Origin of the sequence: Paenibacillus sp. MY03 (assembly GCF_002165585.1) — a bacterium.
Classification (GTDB): Bacteria; Bacillota; Bacilli; order Paenibacillales; family Paenibacillaceae; genus Pristimantibacillus; species Pristimantibacillus agaridevorans.
In genome coordinates this window covers 100917-124404 of record NZ_MXQD01000007.1, presented here as the reverse complement: position 1 = coordinate 124404, position 23488 = coordinate 100917, and the positions used below count along the sequence as shown (strand labels likewise).

The following is a 23488-nucleotide window of genomic DNA, read 5'->3' as shown; positions in this document are numbered from 1 at the left end:
ACTCGACAAGCCCGTCAGGACAATTCCTGACGGGCTTCAAACGTTTGCGCGCTATTCCAGGACTCGACGGCATTGGCCGCTTAACGCGTACGCACCACTTCGATGGCGTTGACGGCTGCCGCATCGGCTAGAGCGCTGAAGTCGATGTCCAGCACGCCGTCCGTTACGGCAATGTTGCCGAAGGTGTACCTGCGCGCCTTATCGTGACCGAGTGCTCCCGTAAAGTTGTCGTAGCCCGACAGCATGTTCGCCCCTTCGATGTCGACGTTGAATATCCTTATATCGCCGGCATTGTAGTAGATCTCCGCGAAGTCGAGCGTTACTTTATAAGTGCCGTTCGGAACGTTGAACTTGTAAGCGAACGCGTTGCCTCCGCTGCCGAAACGCTGAGTGCGGTACAGCGCCTGGTCGCTCGTTCCCGATATCGTATCCGTCGTTGTGGTGACGGATGTCGTGGACGTCGTATACCCCCATGTATTGGCGCCCGCGTATGGCTGATCCGCCGCCCAAAGGAGCCCGCTCGCATCACTGTAGGATGTGGAGGACCCTACGTTCACTCGTTGCTCGTAAGCGTCGACCACGTTGATGGTCCAGGTCTTGACGGTGCCGAAGGTCGCGACTCCGTCCTGAATCATGCCTGCGCTGAAGGTGTAGGTACCTGGTGTTGCCGGTGCCTGGATGCTGAATGTAAAGCTCTTGCGCTGGCTGGTTGCAATCGTCTCCGAGCCGGGCAGGAAGGCGCGCTGATTGGTCGCGCTCAGGCTGTATCCGCCGCTGACAAAGTCGCTCCAGCCGAATTGATTGGTCGGACCGGCATAAAGCCTGTACATATTCGCTTCCGTCCATTCGTTCGCCCCGGCATTCTGAACATCGATGCTCACTCCGGCCTTGCTGCCGGCCGCCATAACGGTCGGCACTTCCCACCCCGCGAACTTCGCATCCCTAGGATCGGCGACGCGAATGGTGAAGGTCTTCGCGGTGCCGAAGCCTGCGCTGCCGTTGTTTAACTGCATCGAAAGCGTGTAGTTGCCCGGCGTGCTCGGCGCGGTCACGAAGAAGGAGAAGGTCTTCGCCTGTTCGGTCTTAATACGCTCCGACGAGCTCATGTATACGTTCTGATTGCTTGCGCTGACGCTCGTGCCGCCGTAAGGGAAGCGGCTCCAAGTCAATTGATTGGTACTGGCGCTCTTAAGCGTGTAGTTGCCCGCGCGGGTCCAGTCGTTCGTTCCCGTGTTCCTGAAGCTGACGGAGACGGGGACGACGTCGCCTGGCGCCACGTATTCGGGGATATTGTCATGGAAGCTAACCGCATCGTTGGCGGAAGCGCCGCCCGGCGTGACACGGATGTCGTATACCCCCGTATCGCCGAAGAGAGCGGTGCCGTCCTTGATCATCTGGACCGCGAAGCTGTAGACGCCTCTCGTTCGCGGCGCCGCGATGGAGAAGCTGAACGTCTTGCTTCCGCCTGGCGCGATGCTGTCCGCGGCGCCGAGGTAAACCCGTTGATTATCCGCGCCGTTGCTGTATCCGCCGCCGCTGCCGAACGCGCTCCACAGTACCTGGTTGCTGTCCGGTATGGCGGCAAGTCTGAAGTTGTTGGCGGCCGTCCACGTGCTGGTGCCGATGTTCTTCACCGTGACGGAAACCGTGGATACCTGTTCCTCGTTCATGACGGATGGAACAGTGACGGCCGTAATGCGCGCCGCATTGGCCGGAACCGGGACGACCTGAACCGTCTTCTTGCGGTTGTCGCCGAATGCGGCCACGCCATCCCGAATCATCGAAGTGCCGAACAGGTAACTGCCGGGAGTTGTCGGCGCCTGCACCTGGAAGGTGAACGTCTTGGTCTGCTGCGGCGCGACGCTGTCCGATGATGCCAGAAAGACACGCTGATTGCCGGCAGCCAAGGAATAGCCGCCATCAGGGAAGTCGCTCCAGACGAGCGCATTGTCCGCGGTTGCGGCTAATCTGAAATTGTTGGCGGCCGTCCATGCGGCGCTGCCGACATTACGGACGGTGACGGATGCCGTGTACTTCTGGCCGGCGATCATCTGATCCGGAAGCTGGAGATCCAGGATAATGGCGTCGTTGGCCACGTTGCCCTTGACCTTCTGTCTGATCAGCGAAGCATAGGTATACGGATCAACCGCTTCGTAGTTATACTCCGGATGTTCGGCCTTGATCTTCTTCATGACCTGACTGATATATTCGGTTGAGGTGAAAGCGGGCTTGATGTACAGGAAGTTGGGCGTCGTTCCCGGGCTTGTCAACGCTGCCGTCGCGCTGTAAATTTGGGCAGCCTGCGCATTGACGTTGTTGGTGGCAATCGGCACGTTGTCGCCCATCACGACCATATTCGTGCTTCGTACATCCGGCTTGGGCGAGCTGAGATTGGGATTGTAGACCAGGGACAAGTCGTTCGAGAACCAGCGGTATACCTCCTCCGAGGACGGGGAGACGACGCCGGCGTTGCCGTTCAGGACGAAGCCGGACATCGTATAGCCCGTCGAGCGGTAGAGCTGTTCGTTCCAACCCTTCCAGACGGAGACATCCTTAATGAAGTCCGGATTGGCATACCCGCCCGCACCGGCGCCCGCGACCAGGTAGTCGCCCGGCGTTGCCGTATCGTAGAGGAACTGCATGATGTCCCCGGCGTTGCGGGTGGCCGGCACGATATTCCACGCGATCGGCGTCTTGCCCCTGGCAGGGTCCGCATTCCACACGTAAGGGAATTGATAATGAACGGTCGAGGAGTCATGATCGCCCATTCCCCACAGGATATAGGTTTTGTTGGCGAGAGTAGGACGGCTGCCGGCCTCGTTCGCCGGCTTCAAATTCGTCGCGACGGGCGACCACCAATGAACGGACATGTTGGAGTCGCCCATCGTATCGAGGATGCTGACGATGGCCGCATTGTACTTGGAGAGCAGCTCGACCGTCTTCCATTCGCCTTCGAACTCCGTATGGGACCCTTTGCCGCCGTAAGTCGAATATTTGTCCCACCATGGGAAAAATCCGTAAACCTCGATCATGGTTTTGTTCCCATGCAAGGCGTACGCCGACTGAAGGATGGCGAGGAACGTTTCCAGATCCTTGCCAAGCGTCTGATTGGGGGCATCGAAAGGCCGTTCGTCGCCCCAAGGACTAAGGTCGAATACGAAGCCCCTGCGCATGACGAGGATATCTCTTGCGGATACGTATTCCTGCGAGTGGGTGGCGGGCAGCATCGCGTAAGCGTCTTCGATGTAGCCAAGCACGCCGGCATTCGCAAGTCCCGTATCCAAATATTGCTGCTTTGCCCACACATAGGCATCCGTCTTGGCATTGGCGCCGCTGAATTGGCCCGCCAGATTGCGCGCGACGGTCAGGCTGTTCGGCGCGGAGGTCAAGCGGGCATGGAGGCGCCCGCCTCCCATGACGGCCGGCGTACGCTCAATGCCGGCGACGGTCGTTGCCACGTTGGCCGTGGCATGGACCTTGGGATCCCAGACGACAAGCCCGGCCAGGTCGTCACGGAACGTATCGACGAGCGCTTCGAGCGTGGCAATCGGGCTTACTGTATATTCGCTCAGCCACTGTCCCGGCTTGCGAAAGGTTTCCAGCCACTTTTCGTCGATCTGCAGCGATTGAACGGACGTGATGGACGGGGTCTGGACGTAAAAGGAATTGTAGACGTACAGCCGCGGTCCCTTTTGGTTGACAATCCCTTGCAGCGTGGTGACAAAAAGCTTGATATCATAAGATTCGGCTGTGTTGAACGAGCCCGAGATCTGCCGCAGATCGAACGTGTAGATGACCGGGTAGGCAGCGGCGTCGGCCTGCTTGGACTGGTAGGTCGTCAAGCCGGTTATAACGAGCGCAAATATTAGGAACAGCTTAAGCAATCGGTTCATTGTCATTGTCATAAAGCACCCTCCGATACGATCGAATGTAAGGCTTTATCTAACGGATTCCAATTGGCCCGAGTGACTGGATCTGCGCGCCAGCAAGACGGCTCTTGCCGACGCGATGCAGTCCGCGGCGGATAGAACCTGCGGCTGCTCGCCGCGGATTCTGCGAACGAAGTCCAGACACACGCTGTCGTGCTTTTGCACCTCCTCCATCACATTGCGGTGATTCTGGTCATGCGTGCATAAGATTACCTCGCCGGTCTTGATCAGCACTTCGATCGTGCCGTCCGTACCGACGACGAACATTCTGCAATCCCATGACGTATTGCGCGGCGTCAACCAATCCGCCTCGATATGAACCGTGACGCCTCCCACCAGGACGAACAGCGCCTGAGCGAAGTCGATGTAATCCGGCTTGTCCGCGAAAAAACGGGTATGAAGCGAACGAGCCGTCACTTCGCGGACCTCGCCGCGGCTCATCCACAAGGCCAGGTCGATGTCGTGGATCATCAGATCCACGATCAGGCCGCCGTTGCGGGCGTTCTCGTACATCCAGGGCTCCTCGCGCTGAGCCGTCGATTCATGCGGACGCATCATGATGCAGCCCGCGATATCGCCGATCGCTCCTTGATCGATCAATTCCTTGGCCTTCACATACAGCGGATTGAACCGCTCGGTCAGCAGAACCGAAAACTCGGCGTCCGAGACCGCAATCTGCCGCTCCAGCAGCTCCAGCTCCTCTTCGGTGATCGAGACGGGTTTATCCGAGATGACATGCTTGCCGCGCTTCAGACATTCGATGACGGCATCGGTCTTGAGATCGTTGGGCAGGCAGACGATCGCCGTATTGCAGTCCATCTCGTCCAGCATCAGGGAATAATCCCGGTAGAACGGCACCCCATACCGATCCGCAACCGCCTGCCAGCGTTCCTCCGTCTCCATGACGGCGACCAGCTGCACATTGTCGGCTTTCAGTATTTCCTGAATCGCGTACTCTCCATGAATGCGGAGACCGATTGCTACGACTTTTAACTCCATGAAATTCCACCTTTCCGATTCAATGCTGATTTTTTGAAGATGAACTTGATAGACCCTAGTATAAAAGGAGAGCGGCAGCCGCGAAATTCAGAATTCTACGCACACGTTTCAAAATTCTACGCAGTTTGTATCCGCTTGCAAAAAAGTTCGCGGAACATGCAATGAATCGCGTTTCCTTAAGGAATGAAAGCGTTGCCGTAGGATAATGAAAGGTTTGTGTAGGATAATCAATGTCTAATTGCGGACGATCATCCTACAATAAAGATGCCCATAAGGGCAGCCGTTTTCAAACGGCAAGGAATCAACGAGGAGGATCGCGATGTACCATTTTCAGGCCTCGGCTTATATCCATTCCTTCACCGGTCCCGAAAACAGCAAGCTGAGATACGACTTATTGAAAGCTGCTTCAGCCTTGCAGGGGGTGGTTAATCGGGATTGCTGCAGGTTATATATGACGTTCATGGATGAGACGGACGAATACTGGCTGAAGCATTACCGATCCGCGGATGGGTTTCTGTCAGAAGAGGACTGGCACGAGCTGAGAGACTGGGATGAATTGCTGGATGCCTTCGAGCCTTGGTTGAAGGGCGTCGTGCTGTGGGATGACGAGGTGCCGGCCACATCGAATGTAGCCGCTACGATTTGCGGCGTCGAAGGGCTGCTGCCGGTGCGGTACGATCCGTCGCCGGGATCGTTCTACAGTAGATTTATTGCCGGGGATCGACGTCTTCCCGTCAAACGCAGCCTGGTCGGTCTATTCTCTGGAACCGGCACGATTCCGGGCAGCGGGTCGCCAAGCACGGGCAGCGCCAAGTGCGACGCCTACCTTTGGGCCAAGGAAAACTACCTGGACGCCGGATTTTGCGACCCGACGCTGCTTGCCTATTATCTGGACGGCCATCGATGGATTCCGGACGGGGAATGGTATCCGGATTTGAACAATACGATGCTTTCCAATCACGACTATTATATCGCTCGCAAAGCCTTCTTCTTTGATCTCAGTCCGTGGGACGACGAGACGCCCGGCGATGATCCCGACCAGCCGCCAGGCGCCGACCTGCGGACGATGAAGGACATTTTGCTGAGCCAATACCGCAACAGCGGGGGCAAACAAATATTTACAATCGGCGGCTTTACGCCTTGGTACGTGAAATATACGGATGCCAGCATGTGGCCCGGCAAGCACGGCGCGATCGAGACGGAGTGGCGGCATGCGGAAATCCTATCTTGCTACAATGCGATCATGGACGCGGACGCTTACGGTTTGTCCGGCATGGCGAACGCTTCGATCCACCGCCATTATCCGCTCAGGGAACGGTATGAGCAATCAAGATCGGCCTTGGCGGCACGAAAGCCTGAGCGGGGAAAGGTTTACGTCATGTTCTATATGGGGGATTACGATTCGGCGGCATGGCTGAACGCCCATGTCGGCGTCCTGTGGGACGACCCGCGAAGAGGGGAGCTTCCGCTTGCTTGGGGCTTCAATCCCAACCTGTCGGAGCGGGTTCCGCAAGTTTTCGATTACGTCTACCGGACGAAATCGGACCGGGATGTATTTGTATCCGGCGATTCCGGGGCGGGTTACTTAAATCCGACCCACTTGTTGGAGCCGAGAATTCATTCGGGTCTGCCTTCGGGCATGGATGCCTGGATCGCGCATAACCGGCGGTACTACGAGCGATTCGACCTCACGATAACGGGCTTTTTGCTTAATGGCTACGATTCCATCAACACGGAAGTCCAGAAGGCTTACGCCGAATTTTCGCCGGATGGCGTCGTTACGCAGGAGTACCAAGGACCGGGAGAGATGGACGGAACGCCGTTCCAGCAGCTTTTCCACAACATCGGACCTTATGGAACGATACGCGAAGCCGTGGATGTCGTTTACGGCAGCCTGGCGGCCACGGAAGAGCCGCAATTTATCGTCTATCGCACGGTGCTCGTGTCTCCGTCGTTTCTGGTCGAGCTGCTGGAGACGATTGCGGCGGAACGGCCGGAGATTTCGCTGGAGCCTCTGGATCCTTATACGTTCTTCGGCATGAAAAAACAATATCAATCGGAGGAGCAACGATGATAAACGTACACATTGTCCCGCATACGCATTGGGACCGGGAATGGTACCTGCCGTACCAGGAGTTCCGCATTCGCCTTACCCGGCTGGTCGGCAAGCTGCTGGCGATTCTGGAGCGGGATCCCGAATACGCGAGCTTTCATCTGGACGGGCAAAGCAGCGTGTTGGACGACTATTTGGAAATTCATCCGGAAGACCGGGAACGGTTGAAGCGTTATATAACGGAAGGCAGGATCAAGCTGGGCCCTTGGTATGTGCAGCCGGATGAATCGATTGTCAGCGGCGAATCGCTTATTCGGAATTTTCAATTGGGCATTCGGATCGCCGAGGAAATGGGAGGCAGCCAGCGCTTCGGCTACTTGCCGGACATGTTCGGCCATATCTCGCAATTGCCGCAAATTCTGGACGGTTTCGGCATGAAGGAGGCCGTGTTCTGGCGCGGTCTCGGAGAGGTCGTCACGCAGTCGGGCACGGAGCTGAAGTGGCAGGGCGCGGACGGAACGACGCTGTTCGCTTACCGGTTCCCCAATGCGCTCGGCTATAACAGCGTATTCCGCCTTCACGGCGATATAGACAAGGCCGAACGGCAGATGCGGGAGCTGTTCGAGGGGCATCTGCTGCCTCCGACGAAAGCTTCGTCGGTTCTTGTCATGGTGGGCGTGGACCATATGGAGCCGCAGGACGATTTGAGCAAAATCGTAAACAAGCTGGCGCCGCGCTTTCCGGGATACAAGCTGATCCACAGCACGATGGAGCAGTTTCTGGCCTCCGCGAAGGCGGAGACGGACGGCATCGGCGATGGGCTGTATACGGCCGTCGGCGAGCTGAGGGATACGAACCGTTCGGCGGACGGCTCGATCAACTTTTTGCTGGCCAATGTGTTATCTTCCAGAATGCCCCTCAAGCAGTTCAACGCGAAGGTGCAGTTTGAGCTGGAACGATGGGCGGAGCCGTTCTCGGCCATATGGCACGGCATGGGAGGCGCTTATCCGGATAAGCTGCTCGCGCAGTCCTGGAAATACCTGCTCCAAAACCATCCCCACGACTCCATATGCGGATGCAGTCGCGACGAAGTACATCGGCAGATGATGACCCGTTTCGAATGGGCCCAGGAAATCGCGGAGCAGCTGACGGATGAATCCCTCCGTTATATCGCGTCGGAAATCGATACGTCAGCCTTGCCGGACGGGGCGATTGTGTTCCATGTATTTAACCCGCTGGAACGCGGCCGCAAGGATACGGTGACCGTGGAATTGATGCTTCCGGATGCCGACGCGGATATTCGTTTTTTCGAAATCCGCGACAGCGAAGGCCGCGTGCTTCCTTCGCAATGGGTGGATATGAGGCGGGAGCTGATTGCCGGCAATCATCCCGACGACGAGGTCCGGGATCTCGGATTGCTGGAGGCAGCCGTACCTCCGGAGGAGAAGGGGATTCTGGTCGGTCTGGCGTTCGTTCGCAAGGCGACCGTGCGCTTTGTCCCCCATGAGCTACCGGCTCTCGGTTACGCGACCTTTACCGCGACGCCTGTTCGGATGGCCTCCCTGGATAAACGCACGTTAGTGGATGGACATGCGCTCGAGAACGAGTGGCTTCGGGTAGAGGTCGGCCAGAACGGAAGCGTTCGGCTTCTCGACAAGACGAGCGGCCGACAGTACGACAACGTCCTCGTATACGAGGATGGAGGCGATATCGGCGACGGTTATACCTTCTCGCCGCCTTTGTTCGACGAGCGCTTCTCTACGGCGGGCCTGCAGGCTTCCATCTCCGTGATGGAAGAAGGTCCGGCAAGGGGGGCTCTCCGTATCGCGCAAAGCTGGCAGCTGCCTGTCGGACTGGAGAGCGACCGCAAGCGGCGTTCAACGACCAGACGTGAATGTCTCCTGACGACGGAGCTCAGCCTTGGCAAACACGACCGCTGGGTGGGCGTGACGGCGCGCTTCGACAATCAGGTCGGCGATCATCGCCTGCGCGTGAAGATTGCGACCGGCATTGGGGCCGCGCAATCATGGGCATCCTCTGCCTTCGATATGGTTAGACGGTCAACGAAGGTTGCTCAGCCCTCCGATGATCGCTGGATTGAGGATGCCGTCGGCGTGCATCCGAATCAAGGTCTGGCGGGAGTCACGAGTTCGTGCGGATCGTATGGCTTTGCGGTTGCTCCTTACGGTCTTCCCGAATACGAGGTGACGCCTAGCGGCGATATTCTCGTCACGCTTGTCCGTTCCGTCGGTTATCTGGGCTCTCCGGATCTGCGAACCATCCGCGGCGGAGCAGGTCCGATGTTCAAGACGCCGGAGGCGCAATGCCAGGGCGAGCTGACGTACCGGCTGGCGCTTATCCCGCATGCGGGGGACGGCGCGCAAAGCGGGGAAGCATGGCGGCGATCCGCCGAGCATCATCTACCGGCGCGCGCGGTTCAGATGCGCAAGCATGCCGGAACGATGCCGCTTGCTCACTCTTTCGTCAGCCTCGATACGCCGGAAAACCCGATTGTGCTGTCCGCGCTTAAGAGGACGGAAGGACGCGACGGAACGCTTCTTCGCTGCTTTAACCCGTCGGAATCCGAGCATTCGGTGACATTGCAGCTCGATCGTCCTGTCAAAGAAGCCTATGTACTGGATTTGGAGGAAAACCGCAAGGAACCGGTTGAGATAGATTCGCCGGATGGCAGAGCCTTGACCCTGCGCCTGAGGTCCAAGGGGATCATTACAATTGAAACGACTCATTAATTCGGAGTTTCCGAACCATGGAGGACAGTGGCATGACACGGAAAAAAACCTATCATTTCATCGCGCATACGCATTGGGACCGCGAATGGTACATGACGTTCGAACAATTCCGATATCGTTTGGTCCAGTTGATCGACAAACTGCTCGACCTGCTCGACCGCGATCGCGAATTCAAGTCGTTCCATCTCGACGGGCAGACGATCGTGCTGGAAGATTACTACGCGCTGCGTCCGCATCAGAAGCCGCGTATGGAACGGTTGATTCGGGAGGGTCGGATTCTGATCGGTCCCTGGTATCAACAGAACGATTTGTATTTGACGAGCGCGGAGTCTACCATCCGTAGTCTGATGGAAGGGATCAGCGCATCGCGCAGGCTGGGCGGAGAGATGAAGGTCGGTTATTTGCCGGATCACTTCGGGCTGATCGGTCAGATGCCGCAACTGTTCAAGGACATAGGCATCGACAACTGCGTGTTCGGCCGCGCCTACGATGCCGGCAAGCACGGCAGCCCGTTCTTTCGATGGCAGTCCCCTGACGGCTCGGAGGTGACGGCGCTTCAGCTTTATTATTGGTATAACAGCGCGCAGCGTTTGCCTAGCGATCCGGATCAGCTGCAAGCCGTCTTCGACATGATCAGGGAACGCGAAGAGAACATCAATCCGACATCGCATTATCCCATGATGAACGGAGTCGATCATCTGGAGGCGCAGGAAAATCTCCCCGAGGTTTTAAAGCGGCTGCGCAGCTTGTACGGCGACGATATTGATGTCTTGCATAGCACGCTGCCGGATTATGTAAAGAGCGTACAGCGGGAAATGGGAGAGCAGCCGGAAGGCACTTATCCCGTCCTGCAAGGCGAGCTCCGGGAGGCACCCGAATACAATATCCTTGCCGGCACGTTATCGAGCCGAATTTATATCAAGCAAGCGAATCTGGAATGTCATGATTTAATCGAGAAGCGGCTTGAGCCGCTGTCGACATGGTGCGCCATGCTGGACCTGGATCCTTACGATAAGGAAGCCATCCGTTACGTCTGGAAATTATACATGGAGAACCACCCGCATGACAGTATATGCGGCTGCAGCCAAGACGCCGTGCACGATGGGATGATGGACCGGTTCCGGCGCGTGAAGGAGCTGACGGAAGCCATCATCGACCGGAAGCTCGGGATCATCGCGAGGCAGGTTGACAGTTCCGGGTATGAACGGGACGACCAGAAGCTGCTCGTCGTCAATACGTCGCAGCTGGAAGCTTCGGAGGTCATCCGAACGCCCGTTTATTTCCTGGATGACGAGAAGGTGGAGTCCTTCTCCATCGAGGACGAGCACGGGCAACGAATGCCCTATCGCCTGGTATCGGAAGCGCCAAGCCGCGTGCAAGTAATTAGTCCCATTAATTTGCCCGGCGTTATCGGCGTAAAGCGCTGCGAAATCGAATGGCAGCCGCGCGTGCCGGCGTTAGGGTATGCAACGTATCGCGTGCGTCAACATCGGGAAGGGGCTGGTCTGCAGGATGCCACGAATCCGCTGCCGTCGATTCTGGAGAACGACCAGCTCAGGGTCGAGCTGCAAGACAATGGCACGTTCCATGTGCTGCACAAGAACTCGGGGCGCCGGCTCAGCAATCAAGGGCAAATACAGAACGTCGGCGACCGCGGGGACTTGTACGTGTTTAAAAAGGTTCAAGACGGCGAAGGCGATCGGATTTGGGACGGACCCGTCGAGTGGGTATCCAGAACCGACAATTCACTTTATCAGGAAGCCGTCTACCGATTCGTCTGGCAGTTGCCTATCGGGCTGGATGCCTCGAAGGAGAGCATGTCGGAGGAGACGGCACCTAGCGTCTTCGATGTGACGTTGAGGCTTGACGCGGCTTCCGAGCGATTGAACATACAAGTACAGGTAGTTAACGGAGTCAAGGATCATCGTCTTCGCATGCTGTTCCCGTCGGAGGAACAGGCGCTGCACGTACTTGCAGGCGGACAACTTGACGTTGTAAAGAGAAGCTGGAACTGCGGCACGGAATGGGAGCGGGATGCCAACTCGCAGCCGTTCTGGAAGTGGTTTGCCCCTGTGTACACTAGCGGCGGCTCGGCGATTTTCGCCAAAGGCCTGCATGATTACGAGATGCTGGACGAGGGCCGCACGGCCGGCGTTACGCTGCTCCGCAACGTCGAAACGATCCATCTGAGAGAGAGCGTGTACATGGAGCAGGATTATCAGCCGAAAGCCCAGTGCATCGGACGACATACGTTGGAGCTTGCATTGAGGCCTTTTGCGGAGGAATCCGCTACCCGGCTTTATCAAGAGGCGGAGCTCTATCATCAAGGGTTATTGACGAAGCTGCTCCAGATCGATGAGGACAAATGGAACAAGGGAAGGTCCTGGGTGCAGGATACATCGCATGGCGGACTGTTTAAGCTGCCGGATCCCAACGTGTCGAAGTCCCGTCTGCCTACCAAGGACAGCCTGATCAAGCTGGCGGGCGACGTCATGTTATCCGCTCAGAAATGGTCGGAGGACGGCAATCAACCTATTATTCGGTTATACAATGTGGAGTCTCAAACTTCGGAAGTCATCCTGTCTGCACCGATTCCCATCAAGGGTGCGATAATCACCAATACTATTGAGGAGCAGCAGGGTGCGGCGGATGCCGCGGACAATCGAATCACAAGTTCAATTGGCGCGAAAAAGTTCGTTACGTATAAGTTGGTATAGACCAAAGAATCCCCCAGGTGCAAAGACATCCGGGGGATTTTTCGATACAAAATCGGGAATTGCGGACATCATGCCACGCCCGTTCTTTTGGACTATCCATTTATGTAAGCGTTCTAATAGAATACTTAGCACTTTGTGTAGAATACTGAATTATCATTTTATACCCCGTATTTTATACTTTATTTGCAAGGTACAAGACAGAACTGACAGACGCAAGGAGGTTAATGGATGCAATCGTCATCAATAAAAAGTAAGCGCTTGAATTCCCGCCTATTGGGAAAGGAACTGTGGAGCAACAGGTATCTGTACCTGTTCGTCCTGCCGGGTATCGTATGGTTTCTCGTGTTCTGTTACCAGCCTATGTACGGCGTTCTCATCGCCTTCAAAGATTATGACATCATCAAGGGCGTTTTTGCCAGCGAGTGGGTAGGATGGGACAACTTCGAGGAGTTTTTTAACAGCCCGAACTTTTCGGTTGTGATGACCAACAGCATCGCCATCAGCTTGCTAAAGCTGGTGTTCGGATTCCCGGCGCCGATTTTGCTGGCCATATTGTTAAACGAGGTTCGCAACATCGTGTTCAAGCGGGTCGCGCAAACGATTTCCTACTTGCCCTTTTTCGTCTCGTGGGTCGTTGTGGCGGGTATCTGGTACGAATTGTTCAGCACGGATGGCGGGGTTATCAATAACCTGTTGCTATCACTAGGTTTTATCAAGGAGCCTATCTTCTGGTTCGGCGATCCGGACTTGATCTGGGGGATGATTGTGGCGTCAGACGTTTGGAAAGGAATAGGCTTCGGTACGATCATTTATCTCGCATCCATTATGTCCGTCAATACGGAGCTGTACGAATCGGCGGTTATCGACGGCGCCAACCGTTTCAAGCAAATCTGGCATATCACACTCCCTGCAATCCGTCCAACGATCATCCTGCTGTTTATTCTCAATATGGCGGGAATTCTCGATGCAGGCTTCGAGCAAGTCTATGTCATGCAAAACCCGATGCTGCTCGATAAAGCCGAAATCATCGATACGTATGTCATGAAGATGGGGATATTCAGAGCCCAATACGAGATGGCGACCGCTGTCGGAGTGTTCAAGTCCGTGATCGGCATGATCGCCTTGTTTACGCTAAATTTCCTGATCAAGAAGACAGGAGAAGAAGGCATTTTCTAAAAAAGGAGGGACACCGGCATGATTATTTCCAGAGGGGAAAAAGTGTTTCAATGGATTAACTATCTGTTTCTGTCCGCGCTCTCGTTTCTGTTCATATACCCGTTTTGGCGCATCGCCGCTTTGTCCTTTAGCGAGGGTTACGATGCCTCCAGGGGGGGGATCCATTTTTGGCCCAGAGCCTTTACGTTGGATAATTACAAGGCGATCTTCGCCAGAAGCGATATTATGGACGCCTACACCATTACCATCGGCAGGACGCTGATCGGGGCGACGCTTTCCATTCTACTTGTCTCTCTTATGGCTTACGGCTTATCCAAGGACAGGCTGAGGGGCAGGAAGGTCATCAACATCATGATTATCATTACGCTGTTCTTCGGCGGCGGTCTTATCCCGACATACTTGCTGTATAAGTCGCTCCATCTGCTCAACAGCTTCTGGGTCTACGTCATTCCTACCTTATACGGCGCTTCTTCCGTATTCATCTTCCGTTCGTTCTTCAGGGCGCTGCCGAAGGAGCTGGAGGAATCGGCTCATATTGACGGGGCCAACGACTTGACCGTGTATACGAGAATCGTATTTCCGTTAAGCCTGCCGATCTTCGCAACCATGGGGCTTTTCTCTGCGGTCGGGCATTGGAACGACTATATGACGGCCACGCTCTTCGTCACCAAGCAGGATCTCATTCCGCTGCAATCGCTGCTGATGAAGATTCTGGATCTTAATCGATCGGGCACGCCGGGCAATTCCTTCGGCATGGTGGATCTGGTCAGCAGCACGAAACGAACGGTCACGGCGCAATCGATCAAGATGGCGACATTGATGGTCGTGGTCATCCCGATTATGTGCGTGTATCCGTTCCTGCAAAAGTATTTCGTTAAAGGCGTTATTATCGGTTCTTTGAAAGGCTGAGGAATCTTGATAATATATAAAATAATCGAAAAGGTGGTTTTACAGTGAGAAAGTCATCGAAGTTGCTCTCCATCGTGCTTGTCTTCAGTTTAATGGCTGCTTCTCTAATAGCCTGCAGCAAGGGGAACAACGGGACCAGTCAGTCTCCGTCGCCGACTGGAACGTCGTCCTCTGCCGAGACTCCGGCAGCGAAGGAGGACCCGCTTGTCGTCAACATTTTGCTCATGGGAGACACGGTCTTGCCGAAAGAAAATAATCCGATGCACCAATGGCTATTGGAAAACAAAAATATAGATATCCGTTTTTCCTTGGCTAACGGCGAGGTTCCCGATCAGATGAACATGCTGCTTGCCGGAGGAGAAATCCCGGATATCGTAAGGTATGCAACCAATGAACTGAGTAACGCGATCGCTAACAAATGGGCGGATGCAGGGCTTTCTATTTCAACCGACGAGCTGCTGGCGAAGTATCCGAACCTGCTAAAATATAGCGATCCCAAATATAACGCCGCCGTATTTGCAAATAAGAAAGATGGAAAGATGAATATTATCCCAAGCAACTCGGCAAGCCATCCTGATGTTGCAGAGAAGGTGCTCGGCTTCTTCGTCAAAGAAGATTGGCTAAAGCAGGTGGGGATGGAAGCGCCCAAGACAACGGACGAATTGTTTAACGTGCTGATGGCATTTAAAGAACAAATCCCGGATGTGGACGGAAAACCGATTATTCCGCTTACTTTGGATCATATGGGCAGACAAAACTTCATGTACACGTGGACTAAAAATTGGTACGATCTGTCCGAGGATAACAAAACGCTGCACTGGTGGTTCAACCATCCGGGCATCGAGGAATATATGGTCTTTATGAACAAGCTGTACAATAACGGATTGCTTGACCGAGAGTTCCTGACGCAGCAGCCGGATCAGTATCAGGCGAAGCTCAGCTCGGGCCGCGTAGGGATCACTTTCCAGACGCATGTACCGATGGATACGGCCAATGGCGTGCTGAAAGCATCCGATCCGAACAGCCGATATGTTCCAAATCCGCCGATCCGCGTAGAAGGATTGCCGCTTCCGATCTACGCTTCGACCTCCTACAGCATGTTCGAGGGCATCGTTATCTCCAAAAAATTCGCGGAGAATGAGCGCAACCTGGAGCGTTTTATGGAATTCCTGGATTGGAACGCAACGAACGAAGGTTCATTTTTCCTGAGCCATGGCGTCGATGGCGAATATTATGTCAAAAATGCAGATGGCTTGTACGAGGCGAAACCGGAAGTGAAAGCCGAGCTTGACAAAGGCGACAGCGTATTCCTAGCAAGCGAAGGCCTTACATTCTACAATCTGCTGAAATATCCTGTTATTCCGGCGATGGAAGTGAAAGCGGGCACGGAGGAATTCCGGATGGGCGAAACGATCTGGGCGGAAGGCTATACGGTTGACGACAATCTGTTTAACCCTGCCGGAACGGGTCCGGAATGGGATAAGCATTGGGGCAATCTCTGGCCCGAAATCGACAAGTGGCAGGCTAAGGCCATATTTGCCAAAACAGAAGAGGAAGCGCGCAAGATTACGAAAGAAATGCTTGCCCACTTCGAAAAAATCGGCGCTCCTGAGGTTACGGCCGAGAAGCTCCGTCTGATCGACGAATATCTGCAAAAGTAGCAAACAACAAAAAGCCGGAAGCGCGGGCAAGTCCTGCGCTTCCGCTTTTTTGTTTTTTATTCGAGGATGGGAATCCGAATCACTACCTGGGTGCCGACTCCCGGCTCGCTGAATAATCGGACGCCGTATTGATGGCCGTGCTGAAGTTTGATTTTTTCATTGACATTGTGGATGCCGTAGCCGCCGTGATTTACATATTGGTTGTGGGTCGGCATATTCATGCCGATTCCGTCATCGATAATCTCGAAGATTACGCATTGTTCCTCATGAGACAAATACCCCTTGATCACGATGTTTGTCGTACCTTCTTTATGCTCGGCTCCATGCAAAATGGCATTTTCCACAAATGGCTGGAGAATCAGCTTGAGGGTGTGGAAGGCTAAAATTTTATCCTCGATGTCAAAGGTAACGTTGATCATGTCCTCTAGTCTGATCTTCTGAATTTCGACATAGGTTTGCACATGCCGTACTTCTTCGTTGATCCGCAAATATTCCTTGCCCGAATTCAGGGACAACCGATAAAAAGTCGCCAGATTGTTGACCATATCCATAATCTTTTTCGTTTCGTTATCTGCAGCCATCCAATTAATGGTCGCTAAAGTGTTGTAAAGGAAATGGGGATTAATCTGAGCTTGCAGCGACTTGATTTCGGATTCTTTCTGCAATTGCTGGCTTGTTCTTAACTCTTCTATCAACTCTCGTATTCGTTTGATCATGCGATTGTAATTTCGCATCAGCATCCCGATTTCATCCCGTCCGTCTACGGATGGGCCAATCTCCAGCGTCAGGTCCTCCTGTTTTTCCATATGTTTTGCCAGCAGCGATATTCTGCTGGACAGTACGCGGGAGATGGCCAGGGTAAGCAGGATGCTGATCAGAATGCTGCCGATCAGAATCGCAACCGTGAAATTCCGGATGGATTGCGCGCTGAGCATCAGGCTGTCCATCGGCACCTCGAGCACGTATCTCCAGCCGGACTGGCGGTTGGTTTGATACAACACCAGCTTTTTGGAGGGATTGCCTTCCGTCAGCCAGCTTCCGGAGCTTTTGTTGTCAAACATCGGGTTTCCGGACGGAGCGGCGATTGGGCGCATCTCGGGTTTGCTCTGGAATTGGATATCACCATCGTCGTTCATCATGTAAAAAAATTCTTCGAGCGAATGCTCGCTAAACATTCCATCCTGGAAAATATCCTTGATCTTCAGCTGCATCTCGACAATGCCGACGAGTTGGTCGTTGTTGTACATGATCGGCTTGATAATTGAAATGAGCGTCCTGCTGTCGTTGACTGTCCAGATCGAGGCGTTGGATAATGCGATGAGGCCGGCCAAGTCTGTTTCGTCCAGATTGGTGAAATACTTTTGATACCAATCGTTTCGCTCGGCATAGGAAATATCGATAATGGTATGCTCCGCGTCGGAGATGCTTGGTTTGTCCGGGTAAGTGCCGATATCGGGTATGGTATTATTTTTTTTATAAATAATAATATTTTTAATAGAAGGGTAACGGCGCTCCAACTCAAAGATAGAGCGCAAATTGTCAAAATATTGATAAGTATAATCCGCAGGCGAATAGTAGATTGTATTTAAGGCGGCGATAAATTTGTGATTGGTAATATACGGACTAAGAAGCTCTTGATGCGTGTTCATCTTGTAATCGATATTCATGACGACCTGATCCAGGGTCTGACTGTATGATTTGCTCGATTGGTTATAAATATAGGATTGGATTTTCTGATAGGTTAGCAGACCGACCATGCTGACGGCGAAGATCATCAAGCTGCCATAACAGATGAGCAGCTTGTTTCGAAGCTTTATGTTGTTTAGCAATTTCATCTGTGCTCGCTCCATTTGTTTACGATTTCAGAGATTGGTCTCGATATTCCTTCGGGCTGATACCGTACATGTTCTTAAAGACAACGCTGAAATAAGAGGTGCTATTATAGCCGGTTTGTTCGGCGACCTCATAGATTCGAACGGATTCGTCCGTCAGCAATCTTATGGCATGTTTCATTCTCACCTTCGTCAGGTAGTCGATAATGCTTTCCCCAACGTATTCCTTAAAGATATTGGAAATATAGTTGGGAGTCAGGTGGATGCGCTTTGCAAGTTCGTCGATCGTAATGGGTTCGTGAAAACGGGTTTCGAGATTCTGAATGATGGTTTCGATAATGGTTGTATTTTTCCTTGTGCGCTTTGCGTGAAGATGCCGGCAAGCGGAGACGGCCGTTTCCTTGAGCCACTCGTGAATTTCCGGAAGAGTATCAAAAGAATAGATGCGATCCCATAGCCGATGCTCTTCGCCGAACACGGATTCTATTTTTTCATTGGATTCGTGGATAATTCGGATCAGATCGCTCATCGTTCGAAAGCAAAAAGCTTTAATAAACGGCTTATAGCCGGAAGACATTTGGGTAAATTCTTTACATATTTCTTCAATTGTCTGTTCTACCTGATTGACATTGCCAATCTCCACCGCTTGAATCAATTGTTCGTAGAAAACGTCAGAATTGGCGGAGAATGCTTGCTCGGTCATACTGTCAAGGTAGTAGATATCCTTCCCTTTGCCGAGATAAAATTTTTGTCTCGATGCCGCTTCGCATTCCTTGTAGGCTTCATGCAATTGACTGAGCCTGGCCTTCCGATTGCTAATACTGATCGTCAACATTTCGTTGTACGGAAGCAGCAGGTTTTCCCTGACCTCGCGGATCACATCGGGAACGGGAGAATGCCCGTCAAGCTCTGAGGCATAAAGCACGATCACGAATTCGTTTTCCTTGGTTTCGAAAGCCTGCCCCTGCTGTTCGAGCGCATCAATGAAACGGGTCAGCCGCTCGAGAAATTGCAAATAAGTCAACTGTTTTTCGGCGTCTGTCTCTGGAGAATCCAATGGAGCGTCCACTTGCAGCAGCAAGGTATCATAACCATTTGAGGGTAATGGCAAAGACAGCGTGTCCATACGATTGCGAATTAATTCCTCATCCCTTAAAAATCCGTGCAAAATATGCTGAAACAGTTTCTCGGCAAGCAACGGCTTGCTTTCCTGAATTTGTTCTTTCAAGGAAGCGAGAGTTTGCTGTTTGTGTTGTTCTTGAACGATTAGCGCATGTATTTTATCAAGCTCTTGAAATAGCTTGTCGAACAGAATCGGCTTTAATAAAAATGCATACGCTTTCAATTCGATTGCGGCTCTTGCATATTCAAAGTCGTTATACCCGCTTATGATTAAAATTTTGACCTGAGGGTTCAATTCCTTGGTGCGCTCGGCCAGCTCCAATCCATGCATTTTTGGCATCTTGATATCTGTAATGAGAAGATCGACACCGTTCTTCTCAATCAGTTCCAGCGCGTGTACGCCATCTTTTGCAAGACCAACGATCTGCATCCCATAAGCTTGCCAATCCACATGCTTGGCAATGCCTTCTCTTTGTATTCGTTCATCGTCCGCTATAATCACTTTAAGCAATATGATTTCCCCCTGTCAGACTCGCATCAATATCTTTAGTATTAATATACATGCTAGAAAGCCTGCTATACATAGCGAGTATAGGTATTATGCGGAATATAAGCCGATTTTGTAGAATAGTTGAAAGAGTGTGTAGAAAATTAAAATATACTTATAACATCGTGCAATATTTTGCATGGTCTTTTCGTACATTCCGCGGTATGATATGGAACGCATAACTATCGAATGCTATGCTAAAGCAAGACATCACATTTAAGGCGGGATTGTTTATGCTAAAGGTTGTCATTGCGGATGACGAGAGAATACAGCGAGAGGGTATTTCCCGGCATATCCCATGGAATGAACTTCAGATGGAGCTTGTCGGCAGTGCGGAGGATGGCGATGAGGCGCTAAGTCTTATAGAAACTTATCAAGTCGATATTTTGATTACCGATATTATGATGTCGGGCTTAAATGGGTTGGAATTGTCCAAGCAGGCTCAGGAGCTGAATCCGCAACTTAAAATCATGATTATCACTGGTTATGATGAGTTCGAATTTGCCAGGTCGGCTATAGAATTGAAAGCGTATTCTTTTATGTTGAAGCCGATTAACATTCGGCAATTAAAAGATAAATTGGAAAAACTGGGGGCGCAAATCGTTTCGGAGCGCAAATCGGAGTCCGAATCGCTTCTTATGAGGAAACAGCTCGAGGAGAGCAAGCCGCTTCTTGTGGAGAAGTTTATAAAGGATCTGGTCTATGGATACTTGGAAAATGAAGATACGGTCAGTAAAAGGGCGGAAGCCTTATCCGTTACCTTTCCGGAAAACGGTTACAATCTGTTATTGATTCAGATCGATAACGGGCAGGAACAGCATCATTCCGAAGTAGACCATCAATTGTTGTTCTTAAGGTTTTATCATTACCTGCTCGAAGCGTATTCGGATACTGGAATGACGTTGATGTCCAAAGAAAACGAATTTATCCTCATTCTCTATGACACTTGCCAAGATGAAAATCAGACGCTTCAGCAGATTGACCGTATAAGGGAATCCTTGCATGATTTGTTTAATAAAACGATAACCATAAGCGTCAGTCGCAAAAAAAATATGTTTTTCGAGCTGCACGAAGCTTACCGGGAGGCGGAAATCGCATCGAGGCAAAAGTTTTATCTTGGCAAAGGGAATACCATTTGTTTTCAAGATTTTTATCCTCTAATAAATCATCCTGTGAGCCTTGAAGATAAGATTGAGCGATTGATCGCGGATGTTGGAATCGGGAAATATGAGCAGATCGATAAAGATATTGACAAGATATTAAAGCTGCTGCCGATTCCATCCGATGCAAGGGAGCATACGTTAAAAGCCTTTTGTTTTCGAATACTGAGCGATATTTATAAGATCATCTATAACATGGATGAAAAAGTGGAAACCATCTATGGACATGAGGAGCGCCTATGGGAACCGATTTATCGCTTCGATACCATTCCTGATGCTCGAGAATGGCTCATAAACGCACTGACGACGTTATCGAAATATATTCATCAAAAAAGGTCGCGTAAACACTCCATAGTCGTGCAGTCGATTATCCATGTGCTTGAGCAGAAGTACGATGAACAGATTACGATTGATGAGCTGGCGAAGACGGTATTTTTAACGCCAAGCTATATTTGCAATATTTTTAAAGAAAATGTCGGAGAAAGCATTATTGATTATTTGATAAAAGTCAGGATGAAGCATGCAAAGGCCCTTCTAACGGAAAGCGATGCAAAAATCTATGAAATTGCTGAAAAAACAGGCTTTAACAGCACTTCGTATTTCAGCTCCGTCTTTAAGAGCATGTTCGGTGTTAGTCCTAGAGAATTCAGGGAAGCTGGACTATCGGGGCGTGAGCAAACGCATGAATAATATTAGTTTGAAAAATAAAATGATTTTTAGTTACGGTGCTTTAATTATATTCGCGGTATTATCCGCAGGCATTTTTTCTTATACCAACGTAGAGAAGTATATCTATAATCAGGCAACCGTCTCTTACGGGCAAACCCTGGATCAAGTCGAAATGAATATCGAGGATAAGCTGAGCACGTATTATGAGTTAATGAATCAGATTGCGAATAATAAAGAAATTGTACTTGCTCTATCCCATGATTATAAGTCGCCCGCCGATTTTTCCTATGAATTCCTTAATACGATATCTCAGGCTTATGAGATTAAGGAAATCGATACGACCAATAATATATTGGACATTTTCATATTTAAAAATAACGATTCCTTGCCGGAGGCAGGAGGAAAATTACTGAATGTACAGCATGCTGTGGATACTTGGTGGTATAAGCAGTATTTTGCAAAAACGGACCAGTTTAGCGTTAATGACTACATCCAATTTTCCAAGTTGAAAATATGGTTCGTTACAGATGAGGATATTAAACCGAAATACTCTGCTGTAAATGAAGATTCTGTTCTTGAAACGAGGATCGCGATCGTAAAACCGATGATTCTCAACTTTGAAAAAATCGTAGGCATTTTGGAAATGTATATTCGATATGAGACGGTATTCGGCGAGTATATGTCCAGTGACCCGAACAATGGAGACCATTTTTTCGTTGCGGACGAGAGAGACGAAGTCATATTCAACAGTTTCGAATCTTCGCCTGGAACGAATCAAAAGCTGGATCAAGCTTATTTGGATAAAATGGAAGGGAAAGAGTCGGGCAACTTCATTGTGGCAAAAAACGATACAAAGAACTTGGTATTTTTCAAGAAAGGGAAGAGCTCCAACTGGATCTATTTTAGAGAAATGCCCTTGGAAAATTTGTTGTCGAGCGCGAATACGGTGAAGCGATTCACCATTTTTATTGTCGTTATTAGTATCGTGATTTCCATTTTGATTGCGATCTCTATTGGAAGCAGGCTGTCCAGAAGAATTTCGATCCTCTCCAGCAATATGGAGCAAGTAGATGACTTGTCCCTGGATATGCATGTTGCCATCGATGGAAGGGATGAAATCGGCAAGCTCGCTAAAAACTACAACCGAATGATTCGTAAAATAAGAGAGCTTATCGAGCAACTGACTGCCAGCCAGATCATACAGAAGGAAGCGGAAATGAAAGCCCTGCAAGCACAGATCAATCCTCATTTTTTATACAATACGTTGGCGACGATCAACTGGATGGTGCTAGAGGATGAGAAAGAAAAAATCATCTCCATGGTGGATAACTTATCAATCTTCTACAGACTATCTTTAAACAAAGGGCGCGAATACCTCACGATCGGCGAAGAGGTTCAGCAAATACAAGCTTATATGAATATCCAAAAAATAAGAATGGAAGAGAAAATAGAAGTTATCTACGATATTGAGCACGACATTCTGGATGCGTACACGCCTAAACTCATCTTGCAGCCTTTCGTGGAAAATTCGATTCTTCATGGCGCCAAAACGAAAAAAAGCACAACGACTATTACGATTAGAGGTTATCGGCAAGAACACCGCATCATACTTGAAGTTCAGGATGACGGAATCGGGTTGAAAGAGGTGCCTCTGCCTGGACAATACATGACGAAGGGCGGTTATGGCATTCGGAATGTGCATGAGAAAATACAGCTGCGATATGGAAACGACTTTGGCGTGGAAATGACCAGTACGCCGGATCAAGGGACGTTGGTCAGGATTGTTATCCCAGCCGAGGTTATGCCGCCGCCCAATACGTAAACAATCCCTCCCCAGACTACCTCCTGGGAGAGGGTTTTTTTTAGTTAAACTTAAATATCCGTAGCAAAAGTTATCGTAAAATAGTTATATTTTTGTGCAAGATCCTGAATTTGATTCCGCTTTGCCCGATGCTAAACTGAAA

At 51.3% G+C, this 23488-nt stretch carries 12 protein-coding genes; 8 read left to right on the top strand and 4 right to left on the bottom strand.

The genetic code is table 11. The annotated features are described in order from the left end of the window. Window positions 1-80: 80 nt before the first annotated feature. On the bottom strand, window positions 81-3905 hold the full coding sequence (locus tag B1748_RS08145; protein WP_087567400.1) for a malectin domain-containing carbohydrate-binding protein: 3825 nt from the start codon (window positions 3903-3905) through the stop codon (window positions 81-83). 33 nt (window positions 3906-3938) lie between these two features. Beyond that, window positions 3939-4928, bottom strand: a complete 990-nt coding sequence (locus tag B1748_RS08140; protein WP_087567399.1) for a Gfo/Idh/MocA family protein — start codon at window positions 4926-4928, stop codon at window positions 3939-3941. A 319-nt stretch (window positions 4929-5247) separates the two neighbouring features. Between B1748_RS08140 and B1748_RS08135 the strand changes: the two genes are divergently transcribed. The 6 genes from B1748_RS08135 (at window position 5248) to B1748_RS08110 (ending at window position 16194) form a co-directional block, all read left to right on the top strand. Then, the gene (locus tag B1748_RS08135) at window positions 5248-7002 is read left to right on the top strand and encodes a GxGYxYP domain-containing protein (RefSeq protein WP_087567398.1); all 1755 of its coding nucleotides are present in this window, start codon (window positions 5248-5250) and stop codon (window positions 7000-7002) included. Beyond that, a complete protein-coding gene (locus tag B1748_RS08130; protein WP_087567397.1) occupies window positions 6999-9731 on the top strand; it encodes an alpha-mannosidase in 2733 nt (910 codons plus the stop codon). The genes B1748_RS08135 and B1748_RS08130 overlap by 4 nt, the downstream gene beginning before the upstream one ends. Before the next feature lie 32 nt (window positions 9732-9763). After that, window positions 9764-12448, top strand: a complete 2685-nt coding sequence (locus tag B1748_RS08125) for a glycoside hydrolase family 38 N-terminal domain-containing protein (protein WP_179215466.1) — start codon at window positions 9764-9766, stop codon at window positions 12446-12448. Between the two features lie 228 nt (window positions 12449-12676). After that, window positions 12677-13624 carry an ABC transporter permease gene (locus B1748_RS08120; protein WP_087567395.1) on the top strand — a complete coding sequence of 316 codons (948 nt, stop codon included), beginning with the start codon at window positions 12677-12679 and terminating at the stop codon, window positions 13622-13624. 18 nt (window positions 13625-13642) lie between these two features. After that, on the top strand, window positions 13643-14533 hold the full coding sequence (locus tag B1748_RS08115; RefSeq protein ID WP_087567394.1) for a carbohydrate ABC transporter permease: 891 nt from the start codon (window positions 13643-13645) through the stop codon (window positions 14531-14533). A gap of 44 nt (window positions 14534-14577) precedes the next feature. Then, complete coding sequence (locus tag B1748_RS08110; protein ID WP_143810263.1) at window positions 14578-16194, top strand: type 2 periplasmic-binding domain-containing protein; 1617 nt, start codon at window positions 14578-14580, stop codon at window positions 16192-16194. Window positions 16195-16250: 56 nt separating this feature from the next. Here B1748_RS08110 and B1748_RS08105 read toward each other — a convergent pair whose 3' ends face one another. Next, on the bottom strand, window positions 16251-18029 hold the full coding sequence (locus B1748_RS08105) for a sensor histidine kinase (protein WP_179215465.1): 1779 nt from the start codon (window positions 18027-18029) through the stop codon (window positions 16251-16253). Window positions 18030-18048: 19 nt separating this feature from the next. Next, window positions 18049-19650 carry a response regulator gene (locus B1748_RS08100; protein WP_256975590.1) on the bottom strand — a complete coding sequence of 534 codons (1602 nt, stop codon included), beginning with the start codon at window positions 19648-19650 and terminating at the stop codon, window positions 18049-18051. Window positions 19651-19928: 278 nt separating this feature from the next. On the opposite strand from B1748_RS08100, the gene B1748_RS08095 reads away from it, so the two are divergent. Both B1748_RS08095 and B1748_RS08090 read left to right on the top strand, forming a co-directional pair. Continuing rightward, window positions 19929-21545 (top strand): response regulator, encoded by a 1617-nt coding sequence (locus B1748_RS08095; RefSeq protein WP_179215464.1) that lies wholly within the window; start codon window positions 19929-19931, stop codon window positions 21543-21545. Next, window positions 21538-23346, top strand: coding sequence for a sensor histidine kinase (locus B1748_RS08090; protein ID WP_179215463.1), 1809 nt, complete (start codon window positions 21538-21540; stop codon window positions 23344-23346). Before B1748_RS08095 ends, B1748_RS08090 begins: the two co-directional genes overlap by 8 nt. Window positions 23347-23488: the final 142 nt, after the last annotated feature.

Bases quoted from the DNA above. Each gene is read 5' to 3' on its own strand.
- B1748_RS08145 (WP_087567400.1), bottom strand. From the start codon at position 3,905: ATGACAATGACAATGAACCGATTGCTTAAGCTGTTCCTAATATTTGCG.
- B1748_RS08140 (WP_087567399.1), bottom strand. From the start codon at position 4,928: ATGGAGTTAAAAGTCGTAGCAATCGGTCTCCGCATTCATGGAGAGTAC.
- B1748_RS08135 (WP_087567398.1), top strand. From the start codon at position 5,248: ATGTACCATTTTCAGGCCTCGGCTTATATCCATTCCTTCACCGGTCCC.
- B1748_RS08130 (WP_087567397.1), top strand. From the start codon at position 6,999: ATGATAAACGTACACATTGTCCCGCATACGCATTGGGACCGGGAATGG.
- B1748_RS08125 (WP_179215466.1), top strand. From the start codon at position 9,764: ATGACACGGAAAAAAACCTATCATTTCATCGCGCATACGCATTGGGAC.
- B1748_RS08120 (WP_087567395.1), top strand. From the start codon at position 12,677: ATGCAATCGTCATCAATAAAAAGTAAGCGCTTGAATTCCCGCCTATTG.
- B1748_RS08115 (WP_087567394.1), top strand. From the start codon at position 13,643: ATGATTATTTCCAGAGGGGAAAAAGTGTTTCAATGGATTAACTATCTG.
- B1748_RS08105 (WP_179215465.1), bottom strand. From the start codon at position 18,029: ATGAAATTGCTAAACAACATAAAGCTTCGAAACAAGCTGCTCATCTGT.
- B1748_RS08095 (WP_179215464.1), top strand. From the start codon at position 19,929: ATGCTAAAGGTTGTCATTGCGGATGACGAGAGAATACAGCGAGAGGGT.
- B1748_RS08090 (WP_179215463.1), top strand. From the start codon at position 21,538: ATGAATAATATTAGTTTGAAAAATAAAATGATTTTTAGTTACGGTGCT.